The organism is Amycolatopsis sp. YIM 10 (assembly GCF_009429145.1).
Taxonomy (GTDB): Bacteria; Actinomycetota; Actinomycetes; order Mycobacteriales; family Pseudonocardiaceae; genus Amycolatopsis.
In genome coordinates, this window is sequence record NZ_CP045480.1 from 6,270,756 (window position 1) to 6,286,890 (window position 16,135).

Annotated in this window: 16 protein-coding genes; 9 read left to right on the forward strand and 7 right to left on the reverse strand. The window is 70.6% G+C overall.

The window, feature by feature from the left end; all coding sequences use genetic code 11:
• Positions 1 to 9 precede the first annotated feature (9 nt).
• The 3 genes from YIM_RS29575 to YIM_RS29585 are packed head-to-tail and all read left to right on the forward strand — an operon-like array spanning position 10 to position 3,616.
• Positions 10 to 1,287 carry a hypothetical protein gene (locus tag YIM_RS29575; protein WP_228004086.1) on the forward strand — a complete coding sequence of 426 codons (1,278 nt, stop codon included), beginning with the start codon at positions 10 to 12 and terminating at the stop codon, positions 1,285 to 1,287.
• A complete protein-coding gene (locus YIM_RS29580) occupies positions 1,284 to 1,964 on the forward strand; it encodes a response regulator transcription factor (protein WP_153033456.1) in 681 nt (226 codons plus the stop codon). The genes YIM_RS29575 and YIM_RS29580 overlap by 4 nt, the downstream gene beginning before the upstream one ends.
• Positions 1,961 to 3,616 (forward strand): right-handed parallel beta-helix repeat-containing protein, encoded by a 1,656-nt coding sequence (locus tag YIM_RS29585; protein WP_153033457.1) that lies wholly within the window; start codon positions 1,961 to 1,963, stop codon positions 3,614 to 3,616. Before YIM_RS29580 ends, YIM_RS29585 begins: the two co-directional genes overlap by 4 nt.
• A gap of 17 nt (positions 3,617 to 3,633) precedes the next feature.
• Here YIM_RS29585 and YIM_RS29590 read toward each other — a convergent pair whose 3' ends face one another.
• Both YIM_RS29590 and YIM_RS29595 read right to left on the reverse strand, forming a co-directional pair.
• Positions 3,634 to 5,757 carry a N,N-dimethylformamidase beta subunit family domain-containing protein gene (locus YIM_RS29590; RefSeq protein WP_153033458.1) on the reverse strand — a complete coding sequence of 708 codons (2,124 nt, stop codon included), beginning with the start codon at positions 5,755 to 5,757 and terminating at the stop codon, positions 3,634 to 3,636.
• A gap of 28 nt (positions 5,758 to 5,785) precedes the next feature.
• Positions 5,786 to 6,274 (reverse strand): DoxX family protein, encoded by a 489-nt coding sequence (locus YIM_RS29595; protein WP_153033459.1) that lies wholly within the window; start codon positions 6,272 to 6,274, stop codon positions 5,786 to 5,788.
• Positions 6,275 to 6,463: 189 nt separating this feature from the next.
• Between YIM_RS29595 and YIM_RS29600 the strand changes: the two genes are divergently transcribed.
• Both YIM_RS29600 and YIM_RS29605 read left to right on the forward strand, forming a co-directional pair.
• Positions 6,464 to 7,021 carry an RNA polymerase sigma factor gene (locus tag YIM_RS29600; protein WP_153033460.1) on the forward strand — a complete coding sequence of 186 codons (558 nt, stop codon included), beginning with the start codon at positions 6,464 to 6,466 and terminating at the stop codon, positions 7,019 to 7,021.
• Entirely contained in the window at positions 7,014 to 8,162 is a 1,149-nt protein-coding gene (locus YIM_RS29605) for a CU044_5270 family protein (protein WP_153033461.1), read from the forward strand. Before YIM_RS29600 ends, YIM_RS29605 begins: the two co-directional genes overlap by 8 nt.
• Before the next feature lie 714 nt (positions 8,163 to 8,876).
• On the opposite strand, the gene YIM_RS29610 is transcribed toward YIM_RS29605, so the two are convergent.
• From YIM_RS29610 to YIM_RS29625, 4 genes are all read right to left on the reverse strand, one after another.
• A complete protein-coding gene (locus tag YIM_RS29610) occupies positions 8,877 to 9,872 on the reverse strand; it encodes a DnaJ C-terminal domain-containing protein (protein WP_153033462.1) in 996 nt (331 codons plus the stop codon).
• A 79-nt stretch (positions 9,873 to 9,951) separates the two neighbouring features.
• Positions 9,952 to 10,290 (reverse strand): J domain-containing protein, encoded by a 339-nt coding sequence (locus tag YIM_RS29615; RefSeq protein WP_153033463.1) that lies wholly within the window; start codon positions 10,288 to 10,290, stop codon positions 9,952 to 9,954.
• A 101-nt stretch (positions 10,291 to 10,391) separates the two neighbouring features.
• Positions 10,392 to 10,817: an Hsp20/alpha crystallin family protein gene (locus tag YIM_RS29620; protein ID WP_153033464.1), complete on the reverse strand. Its 426-nt coding sequence runs from the start codon at positions 10,815 to 10,817 to the stop codon at positions 10,392 to 10,394.
• Positions 10,818 to 10,964: 147 nt separating this feature from the next.
• Positions 10,965 to 11,180: a hypothetical protein gene (locus tag YIM_RS29625; RefSeq protein WP_153033465.1), complete on the reverse strand. Its 216-nt coding sequence runs from the start codon at positions 11,178 to 11,180 to the stop codon at positions 10,965 to 10,967.
• A 242-nt stretch (positions 11,181 to 11,422) separates the two neighbouring features.
• Here YIM_RS29625 and YIM_RS29630 point away from each other — a divergent pair, with 242 nt between their 5' ends.
• Positions 11,423 to 12,046, forward strand: coding sequence for a TetR/AcrR family transcriptional regulator (locus tag YIM_RS29630; RefSeq protein WP_153033466.1), 624 nt, complete (start codon positions 11,423 to 11,425; stop codon positions 12,044 to 12,046).
• On the forward strand, positions 12,043 to 13,413 hold the full coding sequence (locus YIM_RS29635; protein WP_153033467.1) for a phenylacetate--CoA ligase family protein: 1,371 nt from the start codon (positions 12,043 to 12,045) through the stop codon (positions 13,411 to 13,413). The genes YIM_RS29630 and YIM_RS29635 overlap by 4 nt, the downstream gene beginning before the upstream one ends.
• Here the strand turns inward: YIM_RS29635 and YIM_RS29640 are convergent.
• A complete protein-coding gene (locus YIM_RS29640) occupies positions 13,406 to 14,578 on the reverse strand; it encodes an epoxide hydrolase family protein (protein WP_153033468.1) in 1,173 nt (390 codons plus the stop codon). The genes YIM_RS29635 and YIM_RS29640 overlap by 8 nt on opposite strands.
• Before the next feature lie 83 nt (positions 14,579 to 14,661).
• Here YIM_RS29640 and YIM_RS29645 point away from each other — a divergent pair, with 83 nt between their 5' ends.
• Together YIM_RS29645 and YIM_RS29650 are read left to right on the forward strand one after the other, a co-directional pair.
• Positions 14,662 to 15,237: an ABATE domain-containing protein gene (locus YIM_RS29645; protein ID WP_153033469.1), complete on the forward strand. Its 576-nt coding sequence runs from the start codon at positions 14,662 to 14,664 to the stop codon at positions 15,235 to 15,237.
• Between the two features lie 7 nt (positions 15,238 to 15,244).
• Entirely contained in the window at positions 15,245 to 16,123 is an 879-nt protein-coding gene (locus YIM_RS29650; protein WP_153033470.1) for a LysR family transcriptional regulator, read from the forward strand.
• Positions 16,124 to 16,135 lie beyond the last annotated feature (12 nt).

The following is a 16,135-nucleotide window of genomic DNA, read 5'->3' on the forward strand; positions in this document are numbered from 1 at the left end:
GCGCCTGAGATGACGGCCGAGCAGCGGCAGCGGGCCGGTGAGGCGCTGCGCGCGGCCAGCAGAGCGCGCGCTGAACGCGCTGAACGCGCCGCGCACACGGCGTCCGCCCCCGTCGCGACCGTCGCCGCCGCACGGGTCGCCGTGCCCCGGCCACGCCCGATCACCCCGGCGGCGGGCACGGCCCAGCCCAGCCCCGCGCCGGCGCCCGCGCGAACCCCGGTGGCCGTGCCGCTGAACCGGATCGAGCCGCCGTCCCCGCCTGCCCGCCGGAGGCCGCTGGAGCTGCCGGTGCTGCGCATCGTGTGCTGGCAGCTCGCGCTGGTGCTCGTGGTTCTCGCGATCGGCAGGCCGTGGCCCGTGCTCACCAGCCTGCTGCTGGCCGCCACGGGGTTGCTGACCTGGACCGCCGTGCGCGTCCGCGGCCGCTGGCTCTCCGACGAGCTGATGTCCAGGGCTCGGCTGCTGACGCGTCGCCGTACCAGGAACCTGCCCGACACCGGCGGTGCGAAGGCCCTGCTGAGCGGATTGGCGCCGGGCGCCGGGGTAGGCACAGTCGAACTCGCCGGGATACCCGCCGGGGTGATCAGCCGGGTCGAGGAACTGCTCGCCGTGCTCCGTCCCGTCGACACCGCCCCGGCCGCGCTCGCCAGGTTCGCGCTGTCCGGCGCGCCGCTGGCCGATTCCGGTGACGCCGGTGTCATCCTGCCCGCCGTCCGAGCGCAGCTCGTGCTGCACCGCGGCCCTCGGCGCGGCGAAGAAACCAGAGCGTGGCTGGCCGTGCGGATGCTGCGCGAGCCGAACTTCGCCGAGGACGGCGAGCTGCTCGTCGCCCTCGGCAACACGGTGCGGAAGCTGCACCGCAAGCTACGCGGCGCCGGGATGGCCGCGGCGGCGCTGACCGAGCCGGAAGTGCTGGCCACGCTGGTCGGGCTCAGCCACACGGGGCCGGGCCGTGGCGCGATCAGGGAGGAGCGGCGGCACTGGCGGGCCGGGCCGGTGGCCCAGGTCGGCATCCGGGTCTCCGGCCTGGGCACCCGCTCGCTGTCCGCGCGGATGGACGTGCTGCACCGGTTGCTCGCCGCCGTTCCCGGGGTGGCCTGCACCGTCGCGATCACCGTGCCCGAGCACACGGGCGTGCTGCGGCTCGCGGCCACCACCGACGCCGCCGTGGACGCCGCCGCCGACCGGCTGCTGCGGATGGCGGTGCCCGGGGTGCGGCTCGACCGGATGGACAACCAGCACGCGCTCGCCGTCGCCGCGTCGCTGCCGATCGGAGGGAACCCATGATGTCCTCGCCACAGGAGCCGCCGCGGCTCGCCGCCGTCCACGGCCACGTGCCCCGCCTGCTGGCTTCCCGGCACGCCAAGGTGGCGGGCACACTCGTGGCCGCGCGACGGGATGTGCTGGTGGTCAGCACGCTGGTCGATCCGGTGCTGGCGGCGCGCCGGACCGAGCAGGCCATCCTCGGCCGCGGGATCCGCTTCCGCATGCTGGTGCCCGACCACGTGCGGACCACGGCTGGACCGGCGCGGCGGCTCGGCAGGCTCGCCCGGCAGGGGGTGCTGATCCGCACGATGCCCGATGTTCCGGTCGAAGCGCTGGTGGTCGACGGCACGTTCGCGATCCTGCCCGGCGAAGGCACGCACGATGTCGCCGTGCTCCGGCTGCCCAGCGTCGTGGCGGCCATAACCGAGCTGGCCGAGCGGCTGTGGCCGGTCGCCGTGCCGTTCAGCGGCAGCGACCCGCCGGAGGCGGTCGAACTGTCCGGCCGCGACCGGGAACTGCTCGCGCTGCTCTGCGCCGGCCGCACCGACGAGTCGGCCGCGGCCGCGCTCGGTGTCTCGGTGCGCACCGTTCGCCGGATGGTGTCGAGCCTGATGAACCGGCTCGGTGCCCGCAGCCGGTTCCAGGCAGGAGTGAAGGCCGCCGACCGCGGCTGGCTGGCCGAGGAGGCACACCGATGACCACGTCCGCAGGCCGCACCCTGCTGGTCGACCCCGCCGGGCACGGCGCCTATCCCACGCTCGGCGAGGCGGTGCTCGAGGCACCCGACGGCGCGTGTGTCTCGATCGCGGCCGGGACCTACGCCGAGACGCTCGAACTGACCGAGCGCTGCCTCACCCTGCGCGCGGCGGGCGGTGCCGAGGTGCTGCTCGACGGCACCGGCGCCGAGGTGCCGGTGCTGCTCGCCCGCGGTGGCACGCTCGCCGTGCACGGGGTGAACGTGCGCGGCGGAGACGCGGCGGCGGTGCGGGCCGAGAACGCCGAGCTGACCATGGAAGGCTGCAGCGTGCACGCCGGCCGGGGGCCGGGGGTGGCGGTCCGTGGTCCGGGACCGCTGGCGATCAGGGACGTCACCATCACCGGCGCGGAACAGGGGCTGATCCTGGAAGGTACGTCCGGCGTGGTGGAGAACGTCACCATCGAAGACGTCACCGCGGACGGGATCATCGTCGGGCTCGGCGCCGATCCGGTGCTGCGTTCGTGCACGATCAGCGGCTGCGGACAGCGCGGCCTCTACATCTACCAGCACGCGCGGCCCTCGGTGCAGAACTGCCGGATCAGCCGCACCGGGCAGGCCGCGATCGTGGTGGCCCACCGCAGCGAACCCGTGCTGAAGAACACCTCGGTGCGTGACGCCCGCGGTGTCGGCATCGACGTGGGCCCCGGCTGCGGCGGCTCGATCGAGGCGTGCGACATCGGCAACACCGCCGAACCGGCGATCCGGCTCGACGTCGCGGCGACGGCGCGGGTCGTGGCCGACCCCATCGAAATGCTCGGCGGGTCCAGTCCGCTGGACACCCTGCTCACCGAACTGGACGGCATGGTCGGGCTGCCGGGCGTCAAGGCCGAGGTGCGCTCGCTGGTCGACGAGATCCAGGTGAACGGGTGGCGGGCGCGGGCGGGGCTGGCCACCGGCGCGCTGAGCCACCACCTGATCTTCGCGGGCGCCCCCGGCACCGGGAAGACCACGGTCGCCCGCTCCTACGGCAAGCTGCTCCGTGAACTCGGTGTGCTGCCACGCGGCGAGTTCCGCGAAGTGTCCCGCCGGGATCTGGTCGGCCAGTACATCGGGCACACGGCCGAGAAAACCGCGGTGGTGTTCGAGGAGTCGCTCGGCGGGGTGCTGTTCATCGACGAGGCGTACACGCTGTCCAGGCAGTCCGGCAGCGGCGGCGACTTCGGGCAGGAAGCCATCGACACGCTGGTGAAGCTGATGGAGGACCACCGTGAGGAGATCGCGGTGATCGTCGCGGGTTACACCGACGAGATGCGCCAGTTCCTCGCCGCGAACCCCGGCCTTTCCTCGCGGTTCGCCAAGACCGTCGAGTTCGAGGACTACACCCCGGACGAGTTGGTCGGCATCATCGCCAGAATGGTCACGGCAGGCGACTACGAACTGGACCCGACCGCCGCGCCCGCGCTCACCGAACACTTCCGGCGGCTATCGGCCGAACCGGGCTTCGGCAACGCCCGTGACGCGCGCAAGCTGTTCGACAGCGTGCGCAAGGCGCAGTCGGGACGGCTGCGCGGGCTCGGCCGGATCCCGGAACCCGCCGAACTGCGCGAGTTGCGTCGCGAGGACGTACTGGCCGCCATCGGCCGCCGATCTTGAGGAGCCGTGCCTTGGCATCACCCGCCCGGTGCGGGACGCTCCAGTGCCCGGTCGAAGACGTTGCGCAGCAACCGTTGTATCACCGCGTCGACCCGGATCGCCGCGTTGAAGGTCAGCGACGAAGCGCTGAACACGAACCCGCCACCCGGCAGTTCCTTGCACACCATCGCCGCGCCGCCGCTGTCGGTCGGGTTCAGGCCCTGCGCGAAAACCTCCTCCGGCGACGCCTCACCGTCGAAGCCCTGCAACGTATCGAACTCCCACGCGCTCGCCGCGCCGTTGCGGCCGCTCGCGCCGAACAGGTCACCGACGCCGAGGCCCGTCCCCGCGAGGAAGGGGTGGTCACGCAGCACCCGGTACGGCTCGAAAGTCATCCATCCCTGGTGCTCGTAGTTCACCCCGAGCAGTTGCGACGCGGGCATGTCGTAGTGGTCGAGGAAAAGATCGCGGCTCCCGTTCGCGGCGCGGAAGGTCAGCGTCGTGCCGTCGGCGTCGAATTCCGCGCGTTCGTAGAGCTGGTTGCCGCCGGTGCCGATCACGCTTCCGCCTGCCGCCAGGTAGTCGGCGAGATTGGCGCGCATGGCCATCGACCAGTATTCCGGGTGCCCGCCCAGCACGATCGCGCTGTACGCGGAGAGCCAGCCGCCGGTGTGCAGGTCGTGGTCGGTGTAGCAGTCGAACCCGATTTCCTCGCCGCTGAGCCAGCGCAACAGCTCCAGATCGCTGAACAGATCCACGTCGTACTGCCCCTTCGACGCGATCTGCCAGTTGTAGCTGGGCCGCAGGAAGGTGATCTCGCGCCGCACGCCGACCTGGCCGATGGAGTACTGGTCGTGCCCGCCCCAGCCGTTGTAGGAGTGGTAGGTGTTGCTCGGCAGCACCACGGCGATCTTCCGCGCGGGCGCGGCCGGGCGGACCACGAACGCGACGTGCTGCACCCGGCCGAAGTTCCCGGTGAAGCGCGCGGCGTAGACGCCGGACGGCCAGTCCGCGGGAATCTCGGCGCCGTAACGCTCGTCCCAGCCGCACCCGGCCGACCGGTAGTCCGCGGGGAGCATCTGGAGCCCGCCGGTGACGGTGGTCGTCGCGGTGACCGGCTCGGGGCTGTCCCCGCCGGGCACGACGCGCACGAGTTGCGCGCTGACCGAGCTGTACGCGGTGGACAACGCGATGGAAACCCGTCCCCCGGCGGGAACGCTCTGCCGCCGCGGGTATCCCTGCAGCCCGGCGCTGCGCTCGACGGTGAACCCGTGCCCGACGACGAGTCCGGTCGCGTTGTTGATCCACTGCGGCCCGCCGTCGGTATCGACGGTCTGGTGGTTGGTGAGCCGCAGCTCGACGAGCGTCTCGTCGTAACCGGGCACCGTCGCGAGGTCGATCCGGACGAAGTAGACGCCGCCGTTCCCGCAGCCGGCGAACAGGTCCCGGCGGAACAGCTCGAACCAGTCGTTGTCCCCGATCTGGATGGGCTGCCCGTTGTTCGCCCAGCCGGCGCCGTCGCGGTAGCGGAACCAGGTGAGCCCGCCGGTGCCGCTGACGGAGTAGATGACGTTCCCGACGTCCGACATCAGGTAGCGGGGGACGTTGAACCCGTTCGCGAGCGGCACCGGCGTCTCGAAGTTCCCGCCGCTCGGCCGCCGCGAGCGATGGAGGACGCCGTCCGCGTCCACACACCAGATGACGCCGCCAGGCCCGCCGAAGATCCGCGGGAAAGCGTTGAACCCGGTCCCGACGACAATGCCGGTGCCGTCGTTGGTCCAGTAGCCGGCGCCGGTCTCCAGGTCGGTGACAACGCGCTGGTGAGCGAGCACGGTTCCGTCGCCGCGGATGCCGTAGAGGACTCCGTCGACGTCGCCGAGCACGGTGACGAAATCCTGCCACCCGGAGCCGATGTGCACGCCGACGCCCTGGTTGGCCCAGTCGGCGGCCGCGGTGGCCCAGCCACGGTGCCGGAACCAGTAGAGCAGCCCATCGGCCTGCACGGCGTAGATGATCCCGTCGCCCCCGCCGATCAGCCGGGTCCACCGCTGGTGCGGATCGAAGGTCCCGGCCGCGGTGGCCGCAGCGAGCGCGTCCGCCGGTCGTGCCGACGGGTCGGCGTCGACGATCGGAAGTGGTTCGCGGCCACTGAGAATTCCCATCGCGCCCCCTGGTTTCCATGCCCGCTGATCAAGGAACCTCGACGCGGTGCTCACGCGCGGAGGCCCGGCGAGTGAGCAACGCGTCCAGCGACCACCGTCCCGGCCCCACCGCCAGCAGGAACACCAGTCCGAGCAGCATCGCCCAGTCGGTGCGCGCTTCGTGTGCCATGTCCCAGAAGCCGTCCGCCTTGGGCTTGTCCGCCGAACCACCCCACAGGATCGGCACCTTGGTCAAGGCCAGCGCCAGCACCATGTCCACCACCATCGGCACCGCCGCCACCCGCGTCAGCAGCCCGGCCAGCAGCAGCGCACCGCAGACGGTTTCGGCCACCGCGGCGAACGGGCCGAAGAACCCCGGCGCGGGAATACCGATCGTGGCGAACCGTCCGGCGGCCAGTTCGCCGGGAAACAGGAACTTCTGAATTCCTTCGGCCAGGAACACCGCGCCGACCGCCAAGCGGATCAAGATCGCCGCGGTCGGCCCGTCCGGGCGGATCAGCGCCGCGAACCGATTCATGCCGCGTTCACCCCGCGTCCCGATCTTCGGCTTTACCGACATCGAAAGGAAATATCGTTCCACGACGCCGAGTGAGGGCACAACCGCCACACGGCGTGTTCGGAGTCGAGCGAAAAGTGCTTGGGGCGGCGGGAACGGTCGGCACGGCTGCGGGCAAGACTGGGTGTGAACAGAACCGGGGTAACACTCATGAGCGAACTCGACCGGCCCGACCTGTCCGGCCCGGACGCCGGCCGGTTGCTGTCCGCCCTGTTCGACTGCCATGCCCCGGGCCTGCACGCCTACCTGGCCCGCAGGCTCGACACCGCCACGGCGGACGACCTGGTCGCGGAGACGTTCCTGGCGGCCTGGACCGCCAGGAACCGCTACCGGCCGGACAAGGCACCGGCGCGGGCATGGCTGTACGGCATCGCGACGAACCTGCTGCGCCGGCACGCCCGCGGCGAGGTCAGAGGCCTGCGTGCCTACGCGCGGGAGGGCGGCAAGGCCGTCGACGTCGCCCTGCCGGAGACCCTCGCCGTGTCCAGGGCCGACGCCAGCACCCACGTCCGCGCGATGGCGGGCGGTATCGCCGAACTGCGCCAGGAGGAACGGGACGTACTGCTGCTCATCGCCTGGGCCGGTCTGCAGCCGGCCGAAGCCGCCGAGGCACTCGGTATCACCTCCATCACCTGCCGCACCCGCCTGCACCGCGCCCGCAAGGCCCTGCGCAAGTACGCCGATCTTCTGGAGGAACACCATGACTGAGCAGAACTGGGAAGACCGCGTCGACGCCGCCGTGCGGACCGTCCGCGCCGGCCGGCCCCCGATGACCGACGCCGCCCGCGCGACCGCGAAGGCCAGGCTGACCGCGACCATGCGGGGCGAGCCGGACACCGTCGTCGCGCTCGCCCGAGGCCGGGAACGCGGGCGGAACCGCTGGCTGCCACTCGCCGCCGCGGCGGCAGCGGTCGTCGTGGTGGGGACGGGGGTCGTGGCGCTGTCCTCCGGCGACGACGTCGTCAGACCGGCCGCGCCCAAGGTCTATCCGGAGCTTCCGCCGCAGCCGATCGGCCCGGACGCGCAGGGGAAATTCCCGCCGATCCCGCCGGTCGGCGACGTGCCGCTCAACTCGGCCGAGCGCTTCGTCGGACAGGGCAGCGACCTGCCGCAGGGACCGGACCAGTACCTGCTGGTCACCACGCGCACGTGGACCTACCACCGGCCCGACACGCCCGAAAGCCTGGAGATGGGAATAGGCAAGGAGGAACTGCGGCAGGACTGGATTCCCACCGACCGAAACCACGCGTGGCAGCGGACCATCGACCGGGACGTGCACCGGCCGGCACCGGCACCGAACATGCACAACGCACCGCCGCCGGACCAGATCTCGGGGCCGACCTCCAGCGAAGGGACGTTCGTTAAGCCGGGAGGCGAGTTCAACCGCATGCCCTTCTGGTACGACGACCCCGTGCACTTCCCGGCCGATGGTCGCCGGATGTACGAGCGGTTCCGCGAGGAGGCGAACACCGAGGGCTCCACTCCCGTGGACGCCCTGACGCAGAAAATCGTGAAGACCCTGTCCGACGGCGACCTCACGCGCGACCAGCGGAGCTTGGTCTACCAGGCGCTGAGCTACTACCCGTATCTCAGGATCGTCGAGAACGTCCGGACCAGGGACGGCCGGGAGGCCGTGTCGATCGGCTTCACCGACGCCAACAGCGCTGTGCGCGACGAGGTACTGATCGATCCGGCGACCACACAGGTGATCGGCACGCGGGTGGTCGCACTGAAGGACAACCCCATCGAACCGACGGCCGGCGGGGTGCTCCAGACGAAGGCGGGTGAGGTCGCCACCGAGTCCGTCCTCACCTACCAGGTCGTCAACCGGCGCGGCGCCACGCAATGAGCGAGCGTTGAGCGCACTGGCCGAAACGTTGTCTACATCGGAGGCTTGACACAATCTCCAGTGCGAGTTATAGAAATATGCAGAGGCGGTTACCAACCTGGTGCCAGAGCGAGAAACGTGCCGGGAGTGATCGACGATGCGAGACACCACACGCCATTCGCGGGCGGCCTGCGGGCTCGACGAGTTGCTCAGCGCCGCACCAGCCGTGCTGCACGCCGAGTTCGAGGCGATCGTGGCGGCCAACTTCCAGCGTCTTCGACCGCGTCCCGGCACCCGGCTCGCCACAACGGGGCCGCGCCGGGAAAACCCCGGCGGCGCCCGTGGCCCGGCCGCGCTCGGCGCTCCACGGAAAGTCGCCCACGGACCAAGAGGTCTGCGACGGCAACGGTCTCCTCCGATAAGAACGCCGTACGCCTTCGAAGAACTGCGCTGAGAAAGGCAGGTGATGTCGCGGCGCGCTTTCCTGTCACGCGATTCCCTATCACGCGATCGTGCGCGCCGTCAGCCGGATGTGGCTGTCTGCTCCACAATGGCCGGTGAGCCTCCCTTGCCCCGGCACGTGTCTCGTGGCGCTGACGCGCGGCAGCCCACCGGCTGAATCGGCACGTTGCGTCTCTTCCCGAACCAGCGGGCCCTGCCCACAGCGGCAGGGCCCGCTTCGTACGACAACAGCAACGACACACCCTCCACTTCGGACAGATGCGCCGTCGCGGCTCAGGTGGCGTTCTCGTTGCGGCGGTTCAGTTCGGCACGCGGGTCGAAGTCACCGGTGGCCTCGGCGTAGGCACGCAGCGCCTCCCGCGCCTGGCGGTCGTGCCGATCGGGCAGGGCCGCCTGCAACGTGACCAGCAGGTCTCCGGACCGGCCGTTCGCGCCCTGGATGCCGTGCCCGCGCAGGCGCAGGATCCGGCCGGGCGTGCTGCCGGCCGGGATGCGCACGGTCCGCGCGCCGTCGAGAGTGGGCACGGCGACCTGCCCGCCGAAAACGAGTTCGGGAACCGTCACGGGCAGGGTGAGGGTGAGGTCGTCGCCGCTGCGGTCGAACACCGGGTCCGGCGTGACGTGGACGCGGACGTAGAGGTCGCCGGGCGTGCCGTACGCCCCGGCGGGCCGGCCTTGTCCGCGCAGCCGGATGCGCTGCCCGTCGCCGACTCCGGCGGGGATGCGGATCTGACTGCCGCGCGCACCCGGTTCGTCGGCGAGCCGCACCGGCACCGTGGCGCCGCGGGCGGCGGTACGGAAGTCCAGGGTCAACTCGGCTTCCACGTCCGCGCCCCGCCGTGGCTGCGGCCCCCTCCGGCCCGCGCCCCTCACCGGACCGGCGCCGAAAAGACTGTCGAACAGCGCCTGCGCGTCAGCCGTGTCCATTCCGGCGCGCCCGTTCCCGAACAGTTCGCCCAGGTCGAAGAACGACGCTCCCGGCCCGGCCGTGCCCGCGCCGAAGCCGAACGGCTCGGACCGCCCGGCACCGGTTGCCGCGAGCCGGCGGGTTTGGTCGTACTGGACGCGTTTTTCCGGGTCCGATAGCACGGTGTACGCCTCGGAAACCGCCTTGAACCGCGCCTCGGCCCGAGCGTCGCCGGGATTGGCGTCCGGGTGGTTCTGGCGGGCCAGCCGCCGGTACGCCTTCTTGACCTCCTCGGCGGATGCGTCGGGCGAGACGCCGAGGTCGGCGTAGAAGTCCCGCTCGAACCATTCCGGACTGCTCATCTCTCCTCCCGTCCTCGGTGTCTCAGCGCCGGCCGGCGTCCCCGTCGACGATCTTCCGCGTGGCACCAGCGGCCGGGTGTCAGCGGGGACGCCTGGGCGTGGGGTGGTAACGCACCGGCCCGGCCACGAGGTCGGGGGTGCGCCCAGTCGCGGGAGCATCCTGGCGGACCCGCACCGGCACGGCCGTTCCGCGCGCCGGTGCCCGGTCGCGGCCGTCCTCGGCGCGGCGCTGCTGGTCCCGCAGCAGGCGGTAGGCCTCCACCACCGCGGCCAGCAACTCCGCGTCGCCGCCCGGCGCGTCCGGGTGCACTTCACGCACCCGCCGCCGGTAGGCCAGGGTGATCTCCCGCGGGCTGGCGCCCTGGTCGATCCCCAGCACGCGGTACGGATTCGCGCGGGGACCGCCGCCACGTGACACGGTCCTCTCCCCTCACGCAGAACAGAGTCGCTTTCCAGGACGGCCCCGGCGGCTCAGCGCGCGCTCCGCCGGGGCCCCTCCGTTGCCGCTACGCCCTCGACTCAGGCGTCGATCTCCTCGCGGCCCGCGCCGACGGCGATCTTGCGCGGCTTGGCCTTCTCGGTGACCGGGATCCGCAGGGTGAGCACTCCCGCGTCGTAGCTGGCGGCGATGTTGTCGGTGTCGAGCGTTTCGCCGAGGAAGAGCTGACGGGAGAACACCCCGCGCGGCCGCTCGGCGACCTGCACGCTGTCCTTCTCGCCGTACTCGCTGCCACGCTCGGCCTTCACGGTCAGCACGTTGCGCTCGACGTTCAGGTCGATCGACTCCGCCGGTACACCCGGAAGGTCGAACTGGACCACGTACTCGTCACCGGACCGGTAGGCGTCCATCGGCATCACCGCGGGCCGGCTCGTGGTGCCGTTCCCGCCGAAGAACCGCTCGGCCAACCGGTCGAACTCACGGAACGGATCAGTGCGCATCAACATTGCCGTTACCTCCTTGGCTCCTTCCAGCTTCACCATTGACAACGATGGACTCAACTTTCCTGTTCCCGTGACAGGAGGCTTTTCGAGACTCCGGTCGATGGCCGCCAGTCGTTCCGGGGGGGTAGAGCACCCACGGACCACCGGCACTCACCCACGGTGAGGCGCGGCCCGGCCACCGGCGGCACCACGGGGGAACCGCCGGGCCAGTGCGGCGACGGCCTCCTCGTGGCGCTGGGCGATCACCTGATGGGCGCGGTCTGCGGCCCGGTCGAGCCGGCGGCGGAACTCGCCGTCGGAAACGGTCAGGTCACGCGCGGCGGCGCCGGTGTCGGCGGCCGGGTGCCGTGTCGCTGTCTTGATCATCGCTCTGTCACCTCCGATATTCGCTTGACGCGGTCCCGCGGGCCTCACGCCTGGTTGTGACGCATTCACTGCTCATGACGACCACGCGGCTCTCCTTGTTCCCGAAACTACGGCAACAGGAGAAGAAAACTTGACTCCCCACTTATCAAGACTCGGGCACCTCCTTCAGATCGACTGCGGCCTGGGCCAGGGCACACCCCTCGCGTGATTTGGATACAGCCCAGTGCTGTATCCTTTCTCCCATGGAGCGAGAACCGGGCGACGACAAGCGGGCACCGGGCCGGCCCCGCAGCCGGGAGGCCGACGAGGCCATCCTCACCGCGGCGCTGGACCTGCTGATCGAGCAGGGAATCTGCGCGACCAGCATCGAACAGGTCGCGCAGCGCGCCGGGGTCACGCGCCGCACGGTGTACCGGCGATACCCGAACCTGACCGCACTGCTGGTCCGGGCGATCGAATGGGAATACCGCGACATGGAGGCGGAGGCGCTCAACTCACCGAACGTCGAAGCGATGCTGACCGACTGGGCGGCCTACCTCAGCCAACCCCGGGCCCGCCTGCTCATCCGACGCCTCTACGGCACCGTCGACGACCTGCCCGACCTGTTGCGCACCTACCACGAGGTGCACGGCAGACACCGGAGCGACGCCGTGCGCAACGCACTGGACAAAGCCCGCGCGGGCGGGCAACTCCCCCGGGGCATCGACACGAAGGTGCTCCAGGAAACGCTCAGCGGCGCCGCCCTGCAGCACCTCGCCGCCTATCCCGACAACACCGGCGCGGAAGACATCGAAACGTATTTCCTCGCCATTCTCCGGCAGGTCGGCTACCGGCCGCCCGCCCAGAAAAGGACCGCACGAGCATGAGTGAAAACCTGTCCTGGGTCGCCAAGGACGCCCGCCAGGCACGCAGGGAAGGAATGGCCGTGATCACGCGGCGGCAGCGTGAGCGGCTGGCCGACCTGGTCGCCTACGCCCGCGCCGAGTCGCCCTACTACCGCGAGCTGTACCGGGACCTGCCCGACCGGGTGGAGGATCCCGCGCTGTTGCCGGTCACCGACAAGAAGACGCTGATGGCGCACTTCGACGACTGGGCGACCGACCGGGAGATCACCCTCGGCAAAGTGCGCGAGTTCGCCGACGACCCCAGCCTGATCGGCGCCCGGTTCCTCGGCAAGTACCTGGTCGCCACCACGTCCGGCACCACCGGGCGGCGCGGCCTTTTTGTGCAGGACAGCCGCTACCAGCACATCGCCGCCACCCTGACCGGGCAGGTGCTCGCGGGCTGGCTGGGCAGCGGCGGCCTGCTGCGGGTCGCCGCCCGCGGCGGGAAGCTCGCCCAGCTGGTCGCCACCGGCGGCCACTACGTCGGCTACGCCAGCTACGTCCAGGTCACCAGCGAAAGCAAGTGGCGGTCGAAGATCGTGCGGGCCTTCTCGGTGCACACGCCGATGCCGGAACTCGTCGCCCGGCTCAACCGGTACAACCCCGCCATCATCGTCGGCTACGCCAGTGCGATCCAGTTGCTCGCCGCCGAGCAGGAGGCCGGACGGCTGCACATCAAGCCGGTGCTGATCGAAGCCGCCGGGGAAACCATGACCCCGGCCGACACCGACCGCATGGCCACCGCCTTCGGCGCACGGGTGCGCACCATGTACTCCTGCACCGAATGCACCTATCTCAGCCACAGCTGCGAACACGGCTGGTACCACGTCAACAGCGACTGGGCGGTGCTCGAACCCGTGGACGCCGACTACCGGCCCACTCCGCCCGGCGAGCTGTCGCACACCGTGCTGATCAGCAACCTGGCCAACCGGGTCCAGCCTTTCCTGCGCTACGACCTCGGCGACCGCGTCCTGCTGCGGCCCGACCCCTGCCCCTGCGGCAGTCCCCTGCCCGCCGTGCGGGTGCAAGGCCGCGCCGGTGACGTGCTCACCTTTCCCACCGAACGCGGCGAGCAGGTCAGCATCGCCCCGCTGGCCTTCGGCACGCTGTTCGACCGCATCCCCGGTGTGGAACTGTTCCAGGTCGAGCAAACCGCGCCGACGACCCTGCGGGTGCGAATGCGGCCGGCTGCCGACGCGGACACCGAGCACGTCTGGCGGGAGGTCCACCGCGAACTGGACCAGCTCCTCGCCGACCACAAACTCGACCACATCGCTGTGCGGCGGGCGGACGAACCACCCCGGCAAACGGCAGGCGGCAAGTACCGCACGGTCATTCCCCTCAGCTGAGGGCGGCCAGCACCGCTGCGAGCCCCTCCCGCAGGTCCTTGACGAAATACTCCGGGACCTCCAGCGACGGGAAATGTCCCCCGGCTTCGGGTGACCTCCATCGGACGATCTGCCGGTACCGCTCCTGTGCCCAGGGCCGCGGGCACTTCTCGATGTCACGGGGATACATGGTGATCGCGGACGGCACATCGACCCGGAGTTCGGGGTCCAGCGAATTGTGGCTTTCGCAGTAGATGCGGGCCGCGGACGCGCCGGTCCGCGTCAGCCAGTACAGGGTGACGTCATCAAGAATCCGGTCCAGGGAAATCCTCTCGAACGGACTGTCTTCGGTGTCCGTCCACTCAGCGAACTTGTCGAGGATCCAGGCGAGAAGCCCGACCGGTGAGTCGACGAGCGAGTAGCCGATGGTCTGCGGCCGGGTCGCCTGCTGCTTCGCGTACGCCGCGCGGTGGCGCCAGAAATGGCGGGTGTCCTCCGTCCACTCGCGCTCGGCCTCCGTCAGCCCGTCCGTTGTCAACCCGGGCGGCCCCTCCGCGAACGTCGTGTGGATGCCGAGAACGTGCGCCGGGAACCGGCCGGCGAGAACCGTGGTGATGTTGCCTCCCCAGTCACCACCGTGGGCGACGAACTCGCCGTAACCGAGCCTTCCCATCAGTTCCACCCAGGCGGCCGCGATCTTTTCGGTTCCCCACCCGGTGGTGGCCGGCTTGTCGCTGTAACCGAAGCCAGGCAACGACGGGGCCACGACGTGGAACGCCGGCGCGCTCGCGTCTTCCGGATCGGCCAGTTCCTCCACCACGTCGACGAACTCGGCGATGCTGCCCGGCCAGCCGTGCGTCATGAGCAGAGGAGTGGCATCCGCGCGCGTGGATCGGCGGTGCAGGAAGTGGATTCCCAGATCGTCGATGGTCGTGCGGAACTGGCCGATCCGGTCAAGGCGCGCCTCGAACCACCGCCAGTCGTACTCGGTGCGCCAGTAGTTCACGACGTCGACCAGGTCGGCGAGCGGAACGCCCTGATCCCATCGGCGAGGGCCAGTGGCGGCGCCATGGACCGTCTCGGCTTCCGGTAGCCGCGCCGCGGCCAGTCGTGCGCGCAGATCGTCGAGGTCAGCGTCGGTTGCGCGGGCTTCGAACGCCCGCACGCCGCTGGCTGGACCGGACATGGGGCCTCCTGGGTCATCGTGGAACCGGCTAAGACGGTTCTAACATGCCCCGGCGCCGACGAGCAACCTGCTAAGGTGGTTCCATGCCTGCTCGGTTCCCCGACTTCCGCCTGGGTAACGTGCTGGCGACCAGCTTCACCGGGACGCTGACGGAGCGCCGTGGCAATCCCGTGGAGCGCATCCCCACGCCACAGCGACTCGTCGACTGGCTGGCCGTGAACGGCCTCGCCGTGGACTCCTGCACTACCGCCCAGCTCGAACTCGCCAGGGAACTGCGGGAATCAATTCACGCCGCCGCGACAGCGGCCGCGATCAAAGACCCACTCCCCGCGTCCGCCGTCCAGGTCATCAATGACTTCAGCGTTCAAGGCCGGGCCTCGGCTGTCCTGACGCCCGGCGGCGATCGGCGATGGCAACTCAGCTCGGCTTCGTGCGTGGAAGATGCCCTTGGCGTGATCGCCGCCGACGCGATCAGCGTCATCGCAGGTGAACGAGACGGAAAATTGGCGCTGTGCGCATCATCGACCTGCCAGGCCGCCTTTTTCGACACCAGCCAAAGCCGCACCCGCAAATGGTGTGACATGAACACGTGCGGGAATCATCAGAAAAAAGCGCGCTTCAACGCCAACAAGCGCAAAAACCTCGACTCGGCGAAATAAGCGGTACATGGACCTGCTCCAGCTGCGCTACTTCCAGGCGGTGGCCCGCCGCGAGCACCTCAGCCAGGCCGCCGCCGAGCTTCACGTCGCGCAGCCCTCGCTCAGCCGCGCGATCGCCCGGCTGGAGGACGATCTCGGCGTGCCGTTGTTCGACCGGGTGGGCCGCGGGCTGCGGCTCAACCGGTTCGGCGCCGGATTCCTCCGCCGCGTCGACCGGGCCCTGCGCGAGCTGGACGACGCCCGACGCGAACTCAGCGACACCGCCGGGCTCGACCACGGCAGCGTCGCCATCGCCGCGGAAACGCTGCTCACCGTGACCGAGCTGATCACCGACTTCCGAACCGAACACCCGGGCGTCGACATCCGCCTCCACCAGTCCGACGCCGCGACCATGGCAAAACAGCTGCACACCGGCGAGGTCGATCTCTGCCTCGCTTCCCAGCCGCTGACCGGCCCGAACCTGCGAACCCGGGAACTGCTGCGCGAGGACGTGTTGCTCGGCGTGCCGGAGGGACACCGGCTCGCCGGACGGGAACGCGTGCGGCTGGAAGACGTCGCGGACGAACCGTTTGTCACCACCCGCCCCGGCTACTGGCCACGCGAGCTGACCGACCGGCTGTTCGCGGAGGCCGGACTGCAACCCGACTACGTCTGCGAGAGCGACGAGCCCGGAGCCACCGGCTACCTGATCAGCTCGGGCCTCGGCGTCGGACTGGTGCCCGCGTACTCCCGCAGCTCCAGCCTCCATCTCCCGGGCGCGTGGATGCACCTCGACGCCCCGGACTGCCAGCGCGTCCTCACCCTGGTCTGGCGCGCGGACACCTACTTCTCCGCCGCGGCGCGGCGGCTGACCGAATTCGCCGGCGCCTACTTCCGTGACCTGTAGTGGTCACCCTGC